At 29.8% G+C, this 16,783-nt stretch carries 14 protein-coding genes; 12 read left to right on the top strand and 2 right to left on the bottom strand.

What is annotated here, in order from left to right; translation table 4 throughout:
- Positions 1 to 106: 106 nt before the first annotated feature.
- The 11 genes from HGG64_RS00850 (at position 107) to arcC (ending at position 13,084) form a co-directional block, all read left to right on the top strand.
- On the top strand, positions 107 to 1,594 hold the full coding sequence (locus HGG64_RS00850; RefSeq protein ID WP_169580087.1) for an MSC_0624 family F1-like ATPase-associated membrane protein: 1,488 nt from the start codon (positions 107 to 109) through the stop codon (positions 1,592 to 1,594).
- On the top strand, positions 1,584 to 2,105 hold the full coding sequence (locus HGG64_RS00845; protein WP_169580086.1) for a DUF2714 domain-containing protein: 522 nt from the start codon (positions 1,584 to 1,586) through the stop codon (positions 2,103 to 2,105). Before HGG64_RS00850 ends, HGG64_RS00845 begins: the two co-directional genes overlap by 11 nt.
- Entirely contained in the window at positions 2,095 to 2,994 is a 900-nt protein-coding gene (locus HGG64_RS00840) for an MSC_0622 family F1-like ATPase gamma subunit (RefSeq protein WP_169580085.1), read from the top strand. Before HGG64_RS00845 ends, HGG64_RS00840 begins: the two co-directional genes overlap by 11 nt.
- Positions 2,995 to 3,015: 21 nt before the next feature.
- Positions 3,016 to 3,477, top strand: coding sequence for an MSC_0621 family F1-like ATPase epsilon subunit (locus tag HGG64_RS00835; RefSeq protein WP_169580084.1), 462 nt, complete (start codon positions 3,016 to 3,018; stop codon positions 3,475 to 3,477).
- Positions 3,470 to 5,653 (top strand): MSC_0620 family F1-like ATPase-associated subunit, encoded by a 2,184-nt coding sequence (locus HGG64_RS00830; RefSeq protein ID WP_169580083.1) that lies wholly within the window; start codon positions 3,470 to 3,472, stop codon positions 5,651 to 5,653. The genes HGG64_RS00835 and HGG64_RS00830 overlap by 8 nt, the downstream gene beginning before the upstream one ends.
- Before the next feature lie 19 nt (positions 5,654 to 5,672).
- Positions 5,673 to 7,208, top strand: a complete 1,536-nt coding sequence (locus HGG64_RS00825; RefSeq protein WP_169580082.1) for an MSC_0619 family F1-like ATPase alpha subunit — start codon at positions 5,673 to 5,675, stop codon at positions 7,206 to 7,208.
- Positions 7,208 to 8,590 (top strand): MSC_0618 family F1-like ATPase beta subunit, encoded by a 1,383-nt coding sequence (locus HGG64_RS00820; protein WP_169580081.1) that lies wholly within the window; start codon positions 7,208 to 7,210, stop codon positions 8,588 to 8,590. Before HGG64_RS00825 ends, HGG64_RS00820 begins: the two co-directional genes overlap by 1 nt.
- Before the next feature lie 66 nt (positions 8,591 to 8,656).
- Positions 8,657 to 9,499: an MAGa3780 family membrane protein gene (locus HGG64_RS00815; protein ID WP_169580080.1), complete on the top strand. Its 843-nt coding sequence runs from the start codon at positions 8,657 to 8,659 to the stop codon at positions 9,497 to 9,499.
- A 99-nt stretch (positions 9,500 to 9,598) separates the two neighbouring features.
- The gene (locus HGG64_RS00810) at positions 9,599 to 10,903 is read left to right on the top strand and encodes an HAD family acid phosphatase (RefSeq protein WP_169580079.1); all 1,305 of its coding nucleotides are present in this window, start codon (positions 9,599 to 9,601) and stop codon (positions 10,901 to 10,903) included.
- A 196-nt stretch (positions 10,904 to 11,099) separates the two neighbouring features.
- Positions 11,100 to 12,146, top strand: coding sequence for an ornithine carbamoyltransferase (gene argF, locus HGG64_RS00805; RefSeq protein ID WP_169580078.1), 1,047 nt, complete (start codon positions 11,100 to 11,102; stop codon positions 12,144 to 12,146).
- Between the two features lie 2 nt (positions 12,147 to 12,148).
- Entirely contained in the window at positions 12,149 to 13,084 is a 936-nt protein-coding gene (arcC, locus tag HGG64_RS00800) for a carbamate kinase (protein ID WP_169580077.1), read from the top strand.
- Between the two features lie 39 nt (positions 13,085 to 13,123).
- Here the strand turns inward: arcC and rlmB are convergent, their stop codons facing one another.
- On the bottom strand, positions 13,124 to 13,810 hold the full coding sequence (gene rlmB / locus HGG64_RS00795; RefSeq protein ID WP_169580076.1) for a 23S rRNA (guanosine(2251)-2'-O)-methyltransferase RlmB: 687 nt from the start codon (positions 13,808 to 13,810) through the stop codon (positions 13,124 to 13,126).
- Positions 13,810 to 15,015, bottom strand: a complete 1,206-nt coding sequence (locus HGG64_RS00790) for a class I tRNA ligase family protein (protein ID WP_169580075.1) — start codon at positions 15,013 to 15,015, stop codon at positions 13,810 to 13,812. The genes rlmB and HGG64_RS00790 overlap by 1 nt, the downstream gene beginning before the upstream one ends.
- A gap of 47 nt (positions 15,016 to 15,062) precedes the next feature.
- On the opposite strand from HGG64_RS00790, the gene argS reads away from it, so the two are divergent.
- Positions 15,063 to 16,688: an arginine--tRNA ligase gene (gene argS, locus HGG64_RS00785; protein ID WP_169580074.1), complete on the top strand. Its 1,626-nt coding sequence runs from the start codon at positions 15,063 to 15,065 to the stop codon at positions 16,686 to 16,688.
- Positions 16,689 to 16,783: the final 95 nt, after the last annotated feature.

Genomic DNA, 16,783 nt, shown 5'->3' with positions numbered 1-16,783 from the left:
TTTTTTTTCAAAAAATTTGAATAATTTGTATTTTTCAGTGCTAAAAATTAAATTATAAAATTTAAACTATATAATTCTATTGTCTTATTTTAAAAAGGAGAAAATCATGCAAAAATCAATAATTGACAAGCAAAAAATCTTCGATGATTATGATGGATTTTCAAAAGCTAAGAAAATTAATAAATCAGCGAAAATTCTTAAGATCATAGCCTTTGCCTTATTTATCGTAATGAGTGCATTACTGCTATTTTTTGCACCAAGAACAATTTTCGCACAGAGCCTATTACCATTTAATTCGTTGCGATTTTTCTTCAATTTCGATAGTTTCGGAATTCAACAGCTTAATATTCTAATACTATTTCGGATGTTCTTGCTGGGATTTGTTTTTATCTTTAGTTTTTATAAAAACTTTATAAATATTAGTCTAAACCAGCATTACATAAAAAAATACTATTTATGGTTTGCTGCATACCTATCTTTATCAATTGCTAGCTTTTTACTATTCTTTTTATACTTTGAAAATTTACCAGTAAAACTTGTTCACTTATCGCTTATCCTAGTGGCACTTTACCTAATTAATTTGGGTTACTCAATTCAAAGTATGCATATCAAAATGAAAAGTGAACCACTAGTTTATAAGAATAGAAATATTTTAATCATTACTTCAATTTCACAATTAATAAGTCTTGGATTAGTACTTGGATTTGTTTATGGCTGAAATCATTCGTCAAGGGTACCAAATTTCCTATTTCAAGCAAATAGCTTTTATACTAAAATGGTAAATTTATTTACAGTTAGAAGTATTAGCAATTTACTAGCAATTATTGCGATTTCACTATTATTTGCCTTGCTAGTAGTTGGAAATAGTTTCGAGCGTATTAATCTGCTAACTCAAAAAGGAAATGCCAAACTTTATTTAAAGAATTTGATTATTTTAAATTTAGGGTTAGCATTTGTGGCATTTCTATGATTAATTAGAATGTTTCCACTAGTATTAGATGATACTAACGTTCTAAAAATTCCATTACAAAGAAATTACTTATACTTACTTCAAATTATTATTCCAGTAACTGTGCTTGGCATTTATGCCTTCCTTGTTTATTCGAAAAACAAGAAAATACAAGGAACACTAAAACACAATTTATTTTTAGCGATCGCACAAAGTATTATCTGATTTTCACTACTAATTATTAATGTTAATAGTCAAGATGAAAAAATTAACATTATTAATTTATTCTTCTCGGCAATAGCGGCAATAGCAATAATTTCTCTTTACTTTATTAGAATTAAATCAGCGAATAATTTTAGTAATATTTTTATTGTTGTTTTATTAATGTCAATTATTACTACCTTACTAATTTTTGCTGTTAACCACTTATTAATTGAAAAAAGCAATGCTAATTACTTATTCTATGTAATTAATAGTAACATTAGCATTCATGCGATTATGATAGTTGTAACCTTCACTATTTCACTAATCTTTTTACTAAGTAATATTTCTTATTTAACTCATATTCTTTTTAGAGTTAAAAACAATCAACTTATCAATCAAAGCGAAATAAAAGTTTCAAAGGAGTTTAGAAATGAAAAATAAATCACAAAAAAGTCAAAATGAAGAAATCTTTAACTTCTATGCTGAATATGAAAAACTTATTCAAAGTGAAAAATTTATTTCATTTGATAAATTTTATGCCACCATTTTGCTAAGAGTAAACGAAAATTTTGAATCTAAACTATTTGAAAAATTTAAAAATGACTTTCAATTAGCGCTGCTCAACAAATATGAATTGGTTTTCCAAAAATTTGTTATTAGTTTTAACATAAGTTTGAAATTTAGCACTGAAGCACTAATTCCAATTATTACCGACAAAGAATCATCAGCTACATGGGCAGTTAACTTTACTGTCGCAGAGGATCCAGTTTATCAGGAATTTCTTAATTTGTTAAATGAACAACTGTTTTCATTAATTAAGCAAGGATTTTATGTGGAACTATTTCCAAACTTAGTTATTTTCCTAGCTAATAGTACTGAATCTTTAAAATTATTCTTTAGTAAAAAATGAGTAACATCACTACCTTCAAAAGCAGGAAATAATGCACATTAAAAAATTGCAACAAAAACTTTTAAGTTTGCAAAATATTTCATTAAAGGTAAACAATGAGAAGAATATTTATTTGATAAATATTATAAAGTTGAACCAAAAATTATCATTTTTTATTAATAACTCGCTAAACAATAAAAACAATATTGTTCTAATGCGGCAAAAATTCGGAATTAAAAACGAATTAATAGCAAACACTTTTTTACCAAAAGGTTTGCAGAAATTAGCAAAATTCTTTCAACCTAACCGCGAATTATGAATTTACTTAACTGAAGAGCAAAAATATGGAACCGATTCGTATACGCGTTATGAAAATACCATTTTATCATCAGCAAAACGGAACACTTCTGATTTTATTGTCATCGGTAAACGGGCAAACCAATTCTGTTCAGAGCATAAGTTTAATATCATTAAAAGCTTTGATCTTGAGGAGCATGATAATCATCTAGCAAAGCATATTGCCCAAATAATCAAAATTCTTTATCATCAAAATAATTATAAAAGTGTTTTTTTTGTTATTAATTCAAACAAGAGCTATGATAAACCCTTTCAAATTCTACCGATTGAAAACTTTAATTTAGGCTCGATTATTAATGATATTAAAGGTAATTTAAATACTGAAAAAGATTTTGAAAACTTTAAAATCTACCCTAATATTTCAAATTATTTTGAAACTGAAATTAACATCTTTTTAGAAAACGCTCTCAATTCATTAATTGTTGAATCGAATTTCTATAAAGCCAAAATTGGTTTAGTCACCACAAACCGGATGATAAAAGAAATTGATGAGGAACTGCTAAAAATCAATAAGAAAATTCTTAAATCAAAACGTGAAAAAGAAATTGAAGAAATCATACTTATTACTGGGAATAACAAGAACTTTAGTATGTAGAAAGGAAATAAAAAGATTGATATGAAAAAAAATAATCACAGAATTTTAATAAATTTCTTAAAAAATCAGCCAATCGAAATTATTTCGGGAAATCTATATATTAACATTTCTGACGATGAAGATTGGGAAATCCTTGATAATGATTCAATTTCTAATTTTGAACATAGTATCATTAAAATTTTTGATACTGTAGCTAAAAAAGAATTTTTCATGTTTTTAGTTAATGCTTCAATTACCATTAAAAATAACATTGCTCAAATCAATACTTTTTCAAATTCTCGAATTTTTATTAAAGATAAGAAAAAAGTTAACTATAAAGAACAAATTCGTAGCATTAATAAAGAAATTAATGATTTAGAGATCTTAAAGAACATTGGAATGGGAATTGATGATTTCATTACTTTAGAGGAGTATAAATCACAACTATATGAACTAAAGATGATGCAATTTCTTAATTTAGTGGAGGAAAATAAATATGAGTAAAAAAATCTTATCTTTGCTTCTAGCTCCAGTTTCAATTCTACCAATTACTGTTGCTAGTGCAAAAGCACCACAACGCGAAGAAAATCAAACTAATCCTCAAATTAACAACCCACAAACCAACCCAGGACAGCAAACTCCACCTGCTAACCCAGATGCTAAAGAAACGCCAAAGAAAAGCATTTCACCTGCGTTTTCAGAATTTAAAGGTCTTGCCGAAAAGGAAATTAATGACGCAGTTGCGAATGTTATAAAAGAAGGCAAGAAGATTTTACAAGCGCTTCATGACACCGCTAAAAAAGATGATCCTAAGGATTTCAAAGCAAATTTAAAGAAAATTATTTATTTAAAAGAATTAATTAAATATTTAAGCGACGAAAATGCAATTAAGAAAAATCCTTTTGATAATGGTCTTCCATTAATTTTTCCTAAGGTCGTTGGAGAGAATAGAAATCTAATTACTGCTGAAGCTGATTTTAATAAAAATGTTTATAGTAATTTTTGAATTGGTACAACCGATTATACCGATTATAAAGAAGCAATCACAGGAGTCGGCGATAAACTAAAATTTTCAGCTCCGAATAAAAAATTTATTACTGAAATTAAAGGTACTCTTAAATCTGATAATAATAAATCACAACAAAATGTCTTCACTAAAATGGAATTTACTGATTTATTAAAAAAATACACCTCTGATTTATTAAAGGAAAGTAGAAAACTATTTTTTGATGAAAAAGATATTCCTGAATTTGAATTAAACTATGATGATTTAAATAATCTAACTTGGGGAAAACCAAAAAATTTTGCTAGTTGAAAAGATTATATTTTCACAAAATTGTACCCAAAAGTTTTGGACTTTGATTTAAAGCAAAACCAACAAGCAGTACAAAAACAAAATGAGGAACAAAACAAGAAAAATCCAGTTAATCCTCCAAATATTCCTCCACTAGTACCTGGTAAACCAAGTGAAACTCCGCCAATTTTAGATGAAAGTGCAGAACTAGAAAAAGCCCTTCCACCCCTAACTCCATACGTTAGCCCTGAATATGCAACGAGAAGCTCTTCACAACTAAGTAGTCTTTTTAGAAGTGCTAGTGAAGAAGAGAAACAAAAAATTTTCTTCTTTAATAATCCCATTAATACAAGATATGAATATAAAGTAGTAAGTTTTAGCCAAGGTGCAAATGACCAACTTAATAACATAAAGATTTATATTAGTGATCGGGTTGTAAAGAATTTATCAAGAAGTTACACCATTGCTTCAACAAAGTTGCTAACACTAAGAGAATCAACTCTAAAAAAAGCCGAAGTTGAAAGCATTACTAAAATCTTCCAAGGAGTTGCTAAATCAATTGGCTATGATGATAAATTAGATTACTCTCAAGTTAATAATGCAACGTTACAGTTAGCAATGTTTAATTTGGTCAAAGCAGCAAATGAAAGAATTTTAAATTCCGAAAGTCCAAGCTTTAGAGAATCACAAGATAAATTGCAAAATTCCTATATAAATTTATGAAAAACTAATAATGATAATAATAATTTAGTTCAATCATATAAATATGCAACTGAACTAAATTTCTTAGGCGAGCTTTCAGCTACTAAAATTGATAAAGGAATTTTCTGATCACATTTAGCCGATGCGTATATCGAAGTGCTAGATGATTTGAAAATTGTTATCGAGGGTAATAAACCAATAATTGAACAAAATATTCAAGAAATCAACGGAAATGCTCTACTAATTAACCAATTATTTAATATGGCAAGACAGGATTCATTTAAGTTTAAATCACTTTCGAATGAAATTCCTGTTGACAGAGGTAGATGATATAACTCATATATTCTACTTTCAGCAAACATAAAAAATAGTATTAATTTACTAAGCTCATTAATTGATCGCGAAGCAATTAAAGGTAAAGCAGAAAGTAAAACAAAATACTCAGAAAATTATAATAAAGCACAAGAAGTAATTAATCTAAACCAGAAACAAAAAAATAATGTTAAAAATACTATTGCCTATGTGATTATTGCCATAGGAGCATTAATTGCTATTATCGACACTGTAGCTTTAATTATGAAACGTAAAAATTTGAAAAACAAACAAATTTTGGCACTAATACTAATCATTTACCTATGCGCGTTAGTTTTAGTAGGTGCTGGAATTGCTCTATTATTTGTATAAATTGAAAGGAAAACAAAATATGGATAAAAAAATTACAAATCCAAAAGTTTCTGCAGTGTTTGATTATATAGTCAAAGTTGAAGGGAAACATGATTATCAACAAAGAAAAGTCTTTTATTTAGAAGATAACAAGAATATCAAATTATTTCTAATCAACGCCGCCGAAGATCAAGCATATTTAATTTCAAATGCTAATCCAGGCGAAATTCAAATCGGTGCTTCTATTATTGAAGATGATGAAAAACAAACAGTTTTTAGTTCGAAAGATCATTTTGGAAGGATTATTGATATTCACGGAAACGCCTATTATCCTAAAAAGGTTGACATTAAACAAAAGGCCGGAGACCTTGAAAGACCAATTTTTGGCCTAGCACATAATTTGATGACTGTGAAGAAATTAAATGAACAGCTTTATACTGGAATCACGGTTGTTGATTTGCTAATCCCAATTGGAAAGGGACAAAGAGAGCTAATTATTGGTGATCGTCAAACTGGTAAAACTCATATTGCTATTAATACAATCATTAATGCGGCAAGAAAAAATGTCAAGTGTGTTTATGTAGCAATTGGTCAAAAACGCGAAAACATTACTAGCATCTATAACAACTTAACCAAATATGATGCAATGAAAAATACAATTATTATTGATGCGCCTGCAACAAGTGTTTATGAACAATATTTAGCGCCATATGTTGGTATGGCTCATGCCGAAAACATTTCAGCTAATGATGATGTTTTAATAGTGTTTGATGATTTAACAAAACATGCCAATATTTTTAGAGAAATTGCTCTTCTGACTGATAAGCCTGTCGGTAAAGAAGCAATGCCTGGCGATATGTTCTTTGCGCACTCATCATTACTTGAAAGAGCGGGCTCATTTGTCAATAGAAAGACTATTACTGCTCTACCAATTCTGCAAACCATCGACGGTGATATTACTTCATTGATTTCATCAAATATCATTTCGATTACTGACGGTCAAATTGTAACTAGCGCTGACTTATTTTCGGCCGGTAAGTTTCCAGCGATTAATGTTGATTTATCGGTTTCAAGAACTGGTTCATCAGTTCAAAACCGTCTGCTAACCAAAGCGGCAGGAGAAATTGGAAAAATCTTTAGAGCTTATAAAAGACATCTAAAACTAGCAATGTTAGATTATGAACTTAATAAAGAGACATCAATTTTGTTATATAAAGGTAAAATGATTGAAAAAATGTTTAATCAAGTTGGTTTTTCTCTTCATTCCGAAAATCTAACTATCTTCATGACTAAGATAATTTCATGGGGAATTTTAAGAAATATTAAAGATGAGCAAAAAGCACTTAAGTTCTTAGATGCACTACTGGAAATAAATTTAGAAGCAAAAGGAATCTTTGAGCATATTAGAAAAAATGAAAAATATGATGATAAGATTAGCAAAAACTTTTTTGCATATTCACTAAAGCAATACTCTGATTTTATGAATTTAGATTGAAAAGTGGAATATGAACATGGTTTTGTTCCATTTAGCACAGAAACTTTAGAATTAATTGCTAAAAGAATAGGAGACAAATAATGACTGGTGTTGTTACAAAAATTTGATCAGATATTATTGAAATTGAATTTTCAAAAAAAACTTTACCTGCAATTAACTCGCTTTTAACTTTACACAATGGTGAAACATTTTTATTAGTTAAAAGAATTATTGATGAACAAACTATTCGGGCAATTATTGTTTATAATGCCAAAGATATAGCGATTAATGAAAAAGTTGAAAATACCGGAAAAACATTTCTTGTTCCAGTTGGTAAAAATTCTAAAAATAATATCTACAACTTCTGAGGTCATCCACTACTGGAAACTAAAATTAAACCAAAATATGTTGAAATGAATTCAACTCTGACTTCAACAAGATTTTTAGATTCGCAAATTGAAATTGTTGAAACTGGAATTAAAGCAATTGATTTCTTCATGCCAATTATTAAAGGTTATAAACTAGGAATTTTTGGTGGTGCCGGAGTTGGTAAAACTGTTTTAATGAAGGAAATTATTTTTAACGTTAATCGTCATAAAAAATCAACTGCCAATATTTTCATTGGTTCTGGAGAGAGATCGCGTGAAGCGATTGAATTATACGATGAGCTAAAATCATCTAATTTAATGGAAAACTCATCAATGTATATCTCAAAAATGAACGAATCGCCAGGAGCAAGAACCTCAATTGTTCCAATCGGTATTACTGCAGCGGAATATTTACGTGATATTGAAAAAGAAGATGTCTTACTTTTCGTTGATAATATTTATCGTTTCATCCAAGCAGAAAATGAAGTTAGTGCTTCATTAGGTAAAAAGCCATCAGTTGGTGGATATCAATCAACTCTTGAAAGTGATGTTGCGAAAATTGAAGATCGTTTATTTAAAAATGAAAATGGTTCGATTACATCATTTCAAACAATTTTCCTACCAATGGATGATTTAAGTGACCCTTCTGCAGTGGCAGTTTTCAATCACTTGGATGGTAATTTAGTTCTTTCACGTGAACAAACAGCAAAAAATATTTTCCCAGCCTTTGATCCACTAGCTAGTTCATCAAATTCAATTAGTGCTGATATTATTGGTAAACGTCACTACGATGCAATTGTTGAAACTAAGAAAATTTTAAAAGCTTATAAAGACCTAGAAGATGTTATCTTAATTCTTGGTTTTGATGAACTTGATAAAGAAAATAAAATTATTGTTAAAAAAGCTTTACAACTTGAAAACTTCTTCACCCAAAATTTCTTCATGACAGAGCAGTTTACTAAAGCACCTGGAGTTTATGTTCCACTAAAAGATACTGTTGAAAGTGTTATTAGAATCTTAGAAGGTAAATACATTAAACAAAGTCCAGAGATCTTCTCATATGTTGGATCTAATTTAAATATTCCAACTGATGATGAGATTGCTGAAAACAATTAAAGCATAAATATAAGATAATTAATTTTTTAATTTTAATTAACATTAATGCTTTATAATAATTAAACTATGAAATTCGAACAAACTATGTATAAAAAAATGCTTAATAAAAGAAATCCCTATTATACTGCGGCATTAGTATTTGGGATTCTTCTTTTATTAACAAATGCATCTATTCTATGCTACTATTTCTATGCTTATGGAATTCAACCATTACTAGAAAAGTACAACAATCCTGAAGTAAGAGCATTAATGCCAAAAGTTAACTTATATCCTGATGCGCTAGCCGCAATGTGAAAGCAAGCCGGATCATTTACGATGTTAAGTAACTTTATTCTATCATTTGCTCTAATTGTATTTGCTTTACATCACAAATCGCAACGTGTTCAATATTTTTACTTTTTTGCTGTAGTTAATATTTCAATTACATTTCTAATTTATTGAACCCTAATATTCTTTGTGCTACTGCAAAGTGGCGGTTGAAATAATTTAGGAAAGGCACTTCCAAGCTTTATTCTTCATGCTGTAAACCCTGCAATCGGAATGATATTTTTAATCATTGGTCGAAAAGAAATTGCCTTAAAAACATCAGATTTATGACTAACTAATGTTATGGGTCTAGTTTATTTCTTTTTTGCGATGATAACATTCTTCATGGGGAGTCAACTACTACCCGATAAAAATGATTCAGAAGCCTACATTAAATATAATGTTGTTGTTTATAAGTTTTTAAACTTCATTCAACCATTTTTCTACACTGGTCGAAATCTCGGAGTAGTTATAGTTTTAGATATTCTGCTATTTGTTATGGCCACTTCACTTCCCGCTGGAATTGCTTGATTTTGAAAAGGTGTTTTAAGAATCAAAAAACATCAAGTTACACTAAAAATTAATGTTGAAGACCAAAAGTAAACCGTTATGGTTTCTTTTTTTATTCAATTATTTATGAGTTACTTTTAGGATAGTATAATATAAATTTATAATAGTATTTTTTAAGGAGAATTATAAATAATGATTAAATGAAAATTTTTGCTAGGAGCTTTGGCGCCCCTTGCTGCGCTACCTGTTGTTGTAGCCTCATGTACTAATAAAAGCAGCAAAGACACGGGATCTACTAAAGAAGAGTCAATTGCTGACATTAAGAAAAAATTAGAAGATAATATCGAAAAATTATCAGAACAACAAAAAATTGAGCTAATTAATGCTCTTGATGTTACCAAAACATTAAATACTGACCAAAAAGCAGAGCTGATTGAAAAATTAAATAAAGGTGCTGGCGCTGTTAGTTCAATTGTTTGATACATGAACTCAGCTGAATCAAGAATTGCTCAAATTCAAGCTTACCGACTAGCAACTATCGCTTTTGATAATTTAAAAAAACGTGCTGAAACTGACAAAATGGATTATGCTGCTTTAAAACAGGCAGATGGAAAAGTAAGCAACCCCGCAGACGGAAAATTCGTACCAGTAGTATTCATGGACATTGATGAAACTGTATTTATCAATGAATACACTCAAGCGTGAACAATTACTGACAATAACGGTCAATTTTCAGAAACAAAAAAAGATTCGATTGATGCTATCGGTAATAGAAAGCCTATTCCTGGCGCAATTGAATTCATCAAACATGTTTTTGAGGCAGGGGGAATTGTTATGTTTAACTCAGGAATTAGACAATTAAGACCTTCAATTGATGGAATCAAAAAGAACTTAATTGCTGCAGGATTAGATGCCAAGTATGTACATGATTGAATGTTCTGAACTTCAGGAGTAAATCCACTAAAAGCTGATGGTACTTATCAAAAAGCCCCTTGAAAAGAAGCAATCAGAGATTCTGCAGAAGCTGAAGGAAGAGATTTTTGAAGAGCTACAACAAAGAATCAAAGAATGAATGCCGTTAGTGATAACGAAGCTGGTTGAGATTTCTCACAATCACAAGAAGGTTCAGGTAAAGCGGTTAAAACTAGAGTAATCATGCGAATTGGCGATGACTTTAATGATTTCTATGATGATGCTTACAAGAGTGAAAGAAGTACCACAAAAAGCAAGGAATTTTCTAAGATGGAAAAAGTTGAAAAATTATTTAAGGATGAAAATGGTTCTAAAGGTATTAAAGTAGTTAAAGATAAGGTCACAAAGAAAGTTACAATTACTGATTTAGATTGATATCAATTCAATGTTCAAGTACCTGGTAATTCAATTTATGGTGGATGAAACCATGGTTATGGTTTTGGTTCATATAAGAAATTATGAGATGCTTTAAAGGAAATTAAGCAAAACTCACAAGATCAAAAACAACCACAAAGTACAAATTAATTTCATTTATTTTAAAAATAGGTTAACCAACTTATTTTTTTATTTGCTTTGTTAAAAAAATGTAAATTATCTCTTGATGATATTAGGTATTTTAAATAAAAAATTATTGTATAATTTTATCGTGTTAAACACTATAAATTAATATAATATGTGTATATTATACATTTATTACTATTTTAAAAAAGGAGAGCAAAAAATGCCAATGAATTTAAAAGGGCGTAGTCTAGATACCGCCTTAAATTTCACAACAGATGAAATCACTTATCTGTTAAATCTATCTCTAGAATTAAAAAGTTCAAAAATGCAAGGACTACATGTAAATCACCGTCCACTTACAGGAAAAAATATTGTTATTTTATTCCAAAAGGACTCAACTAGAACACGTTGTTCATTTGAAGTAGCAGCTGCTGACTTAGGAGCAAGTTGTACATACATCGGACCATCAGGTTCAAACTTTGGAAAGAAAGAATCAGTTGAAGATACTGCTAAAGTTTTAGGAGAAATCTATGACGGTATTGAATTCCGTGGATTCAAACAAAGTGATGTTGATGCTTTAGTTAAATACTCAGGAGTTCCAGTATGAAATGGACTAACTGATGCAGAACACCCTACACAAATGTTAGCTGACTATATGACAGTTATGGAATACAAGGGAGTTGACCTAAAAGGTAAGAAAATTGTTTTTGCCGGCGATATTAAAAACAATGTTGCTCGTTCATTAATGATTGGTGCTGCTTTTGTTGGTATGGACATTGTTTTATGTGGGCCAAAAGCACAATGAGATATTGTTAAAAATGCCCCAACTCACAAACCAGTTTACGACGCTGTTCAAAAATTATTTGAACGTAATGGTGGCTCAGTATCATTTTCAGATAACAAATTAGAAGCTGCTAAAAATGCTGATGTTATCTACACAGACGTATGAGTATCACTAGGAGAAGATTTTTCATTATTTGAATCAAGAATCGCTGAATTAGGAGCTTTCCAAGTTGATATGCCTATGATTAAAGCTGCTAAGAAAGATGTTATCTTCCTACACTGTTTACCAGCATTCCACGATGATCACACTTTATTCTCAGCTGAAATTAAAGAAAAATTTGGTAAACAATTCCCAGTTGTTGCTACCGGAGCAATGGAAGTAACTGATGAAGTATTTAACTCAAAATACAACAAATCAATTCAACAAGCTGGAAACCGTATGCACACAATTAAAGCTGTTATTCTAGCAACAATGGGATACTAATTATGAGTAGAATTGTTATTGCTTTAGGTGGTAATGCTTTAGGAAATAATCCACAAGAACAAAAAGAACTTGTTAAAGTTCCTGCTAAAAAAATTGCTGAATTAGTTAAAGCGGGACATGAAGTTATTGTTGGTCATGGTAATGGCCCACAAGTAGGAATGATTTTCAATGGCTTTGTTAGCGCTCACTCAGTGAATGCTAAGTCACCACTAGTTCCATTGCCAGAAGCTGGTGCTATGAGTCAAGGTTACATTGGATATCATATGGTATCTTCAATTTCAAATGCTTTCGTTGATGAAGGTCTTACTGAAAAAGAAGTTTTATATATTTTAACCCAAACCTTAGTTGATCCTAAAGATCCTGCTTTTCAAAACCCAACCAAACCAATTGGCCCATTCTTTACTTCAAGAGAAGAAGCAGAAGCTGCCAACCCAAATAGTGTTATAGTTGAAGATGCTGGTCGTGGTTACCGTAAAGTTGTTGCTTCACCAAAACCAATTAACTTTGTTGGTATTAATCAAATCAAAAAGGCTATTGAATCAGGTGCAACCGTTATTGTTGGTGGTGGGGGAGGAATTCCTACCGTTAAAGATAAAAGTGGTTACATTGATGGTGTTGATGGAGTTATTGACAAAGACTTTGCTTTAGCAAAAATGGCTGCTTTAGCAAAAGCTGATTACTTTATTGTTTTAACTGCAGTTGATTATGTTAAAGTTAACTACGGAAAACCAGACCAAAAAGATTTAAAAACCGCAACTAAAGCTGAATTAGAAAAATATATTTCAGAAAATCAATTTGCCCCAGGAAGTATGCTTCCAAAAGTGCAAGCTGCTATTAAATTCGTTGAAGAAGGTGGAAAAGCCGCTTTCATCGGTGATTTAAAAGACCTTGAAAATATTATTGCGGAAAAAATCGGAACAAAAGTTACTTTAAACTAATATAAATAATAAAAAAAGTCCAGAATTATCTTCTGGATTTTATTTTTTTGTAATTTCATATAAGAGAATGCCAGTAGCAGTGGCAACATTCAAGGACTGTATCGCATCTTCTTTTTGTTCAATATAAATTAACTCATCACTGTGTTTGATTAAGGTATTAGAAACTCCACTTTCTTCATTGCCAACAATTAAACATGTTGGTTTAGAAAAAATAGTTTTATGCAGTTTTTTCGCCTTCTCATTAAGAACTGAGGCATAGATTCAAAAATTATTTTTTTTCAGTGATTCAATTGCCTCAAATAATGAAGCCACTTTGATAACTTTAATATCCTTAAATCCACCTGATGATATTTTTAGCACGGTAGCCGTCACTTCACAGCAACGATTTTTAGGAATGATGATATGCTTTATTCCAAAAACACTAGCAGAGCGCATAATTGCCCCAAAATTTTGTGGATCTTGAATATGATCAAGCATCAAAATAGTTTCTGGTTTATCTTTTAGAATCGAACCAAAATCATAATATTGATAGTCTTTAATTTCTGCAATGTATCCTTGGTGATTGCCCTTAGCCATTTTATTCATTTCTGATAAGTCTAGGTAGACAATATTTTTAAATTTGATATCACGATTTACTAATCCCTTTTGTAAATATAATTTTTCAATTGGATAGCCATTTTTTAAAGCTTCAAGCACTGAATTTTTTCCAAAAATAATATTTCTCATTAAATAATCCCTTTTTCTTTTAGCTTAGCGCGAATGGCATCTGCTCTTTGATAATCTTTTGCTTTTGTTGCATCTTTTCAAGTTAAATATAATTTTTTATTTTCATCACTAAGCTTTAGTGCTGGAAAAGAAAATCCTAGCAGTGTAGCAATTTTAATAAAACCACCATAATCACTTTCTTTTTTTGTTAATTTAATTCATTCACTATAACCATTTGCAAAGTTTAAATTAGCAAATAAGTTAATTATTTTTTTCACTAACTCATTGTCATATTCAAGACTTATATTTTCAAGTTGCATTTTGTTAGCAATTATCTTAAACTTATTTATTTGCATCTGATTGCTATTTAGTAGCTCATCGGTAATATTAATCGGTTTGCTATAATTGGTGGTTAAAATTAAAATACGATATGTATCGGCATCATATGATTTCAAAAAATCATGTGGGTAAATGATATTTCCAAGTGATTTTGACATTTTTTGATTTTTATAATTTAAGGTTCCAAAATGTAGTCACTGTTTTGCAATTGGTTTTTGGTGCAAAGCGTAATGCTGAATATTTTCATTTTCATGGTGTGGAAAAATTAAATCAATTCCACCACCATGAATATCAATGCTTTCACTGCCAAAGATAGCGTCAATAAAACAGCTACATTCAGTGTGTCACCCTGGCCGGCCATCACCGAAAATGCTGTGGTATTTAACACCAATATTAGTTTCTTTTCATAGCGCAAAGTCTAGGGGATTTTTTTTGCCATAATCATTATTTTCGTTCGAAATTAAGCTATCAATTTTTTGATTGCTAATCGCACCATAGATATCTTTAAATTTCATGACATCAAAGAAAACATTTTGCTTTACCTGATAGGCAGCCCCAACGTCAATTAGTCTTTGAATGTAATCATACATTTGTTGAAGTGAATCCGTTACTCTAATTCATTTATCGGGAGATATTAAATTAAAGTTTTGATATTGCTGTAAATAGTATTTTTCATAAAATTGCGAAATTTCAAGTTCACTTTTTTTCTCTTCAATTGCTTTTTGAATAATTTTGTCGTCAATATCAGTAATATTCTGCAGAAAAAAGATCTTTTCTCCAAGATGTCTTTGCGCTCTAATAAAAATATCAAAAGCCATTGCTGGCCTTAGGTTTCCGATATGCGGATAATTATAAACAGTTGGACCACATAAATATATTTTTTTCATAGTATGAATATTATATTAAAAATAGTAAATATATTATAATTTTAGATATGAACATGACAAAAGATATTATTATAGCTTCAATTAATGAAGCTTTAAAAAAAATGAACATTAATAAACCCATAATTTTGACAGAATCAAAAAATTATGGAGATTACTCGACAAATATTGCTTTAACTTTACAAAAGGAGATTGGTAAAAAAGCACTAGACATTGCTAATGAAATTTGTCAAAATATTGATTTAAATAAATATTCACAAATTAGAGAAGTAAAGGTTTCAGAACCTGGTTTTATAAATTTCTGAGTATCAGATTCGGTTTTTGCCGATACTGTTAATTTAATCAACAAATTAGGCGAAAAATACGGAAGTATTGAAGATAAAAATAAGGGTCCTATCAATGTGGAGTTTGTATCCGCTAATCCCACTGGATATTTACACATTGGTCATGCTAGAAATGCTGCCATTGGTGCTACCCTATGTAAAATTTTAGAAAAAGCCGGCCATAAAGTTGTTCGAGAGTATTTAGTTAATGATTATGGAAATCAAATGAATAATTTAGCAATTTCAGTTTTTTCAAGATATCAGCAAATTTTCGATAAGGATTATCCAATGCCTGATGATGCTTATCGTGGTGGGGATATTATTGAATTTGCCCAAGAATTTTATAACCAAAACAAAGATAAATATAAGGGTGTTAAATACACTGAGGAAATCAAAATGTTATTTAGAGATTTCGGCAGAAATTTCGCGTTAAAAAATATTGAAAAAGATCTTAAAAGATTTGGTGTATGGTTTGATATATATACATCTGAAACTGAACAATATGAGAAAAATTTAGTTTGACCAACAATCAGGAGATTAAAAACCACTTATGAAAAGGATGGTGCAACATGACTTGCTACAACCAAGGGTGGTAGAGATGATAAAGACCGGGTAATTATTAAAAGCAATGGTGACTCAACATATTTATGTGCAGACATTGCCTACCATGAATGAAAATTTTTACAACTAAATGATAAAGAAAAAGGAACTATCATTGACATCTGAGGAGCTGATCACTCTGGTTATGTTGAAAGAGTTAAATTTTCATTTGAAGATCTAGGATGAAGAAGAGATCAATTAGAAATCATTTTGTTCCAATTGCTAAGAGTTGTTAAAAATGGTAAAGAAGTTAAAATGTCTAAACGTTTAGGAACCTCGTTAACGTTGAGAGAATTACTTGATTTAGTTGGTAAAGATGCCATTCGTTTCTTTTTAATTGAAAGATCATATAATTCAAAAATTGATTTTGATATTGCTAAGGTTAATAAATCAGATGAAACCAATCCAATGTATATTATTAAGTATGCACATGCACGTTGTGTTCAATTGCTTGAAAAATCAACTACTAAAAACCCACTAGCCAAGGCATTTAATAATGAATATGCCCAAAAACTAATTAATGAACTAAAAGAATACCCAGATCTAATTGCGATTATAGCAAAAAACTACAAAGTTAATTTACTACCACCATTTTTAGTAAAATTAGCTAGCACATTTAATTCATTTTACTCTAATACAAAAGTTTTGGGATCAGAGGATGAAGAGTCTTATCTAGCTTTAGTAAAGGCCACCAAAATAGTTTTAGCAAATGGTATGGAATTGATGGATTTAGATATTCCAAACAAAATGTAAATTGTTTATTTTTAAAAAATATTAGCTAGAAACGGCTAATTTTTTTAGTTCTTGCTATAATATTAATGCTATTTAATTGTCATTAAATAGCGTAA

The sequence above is a fragment of the Mycoplasma phocoeninasale genome, from assembly GCF_012934885.1.
Taxonomy (GTDB): Bacteria; Bacillota_I; Bacilli_A; order Mycoplasmatales; family Metamycoplasmataceae; genus Metamycoplasma; species Metamycoplasma phocoeninasale.
Note: the sequence above shows the minus strand (reverse complement) of the source record. Positions and strands in the feature narration are given on the sequence as shown.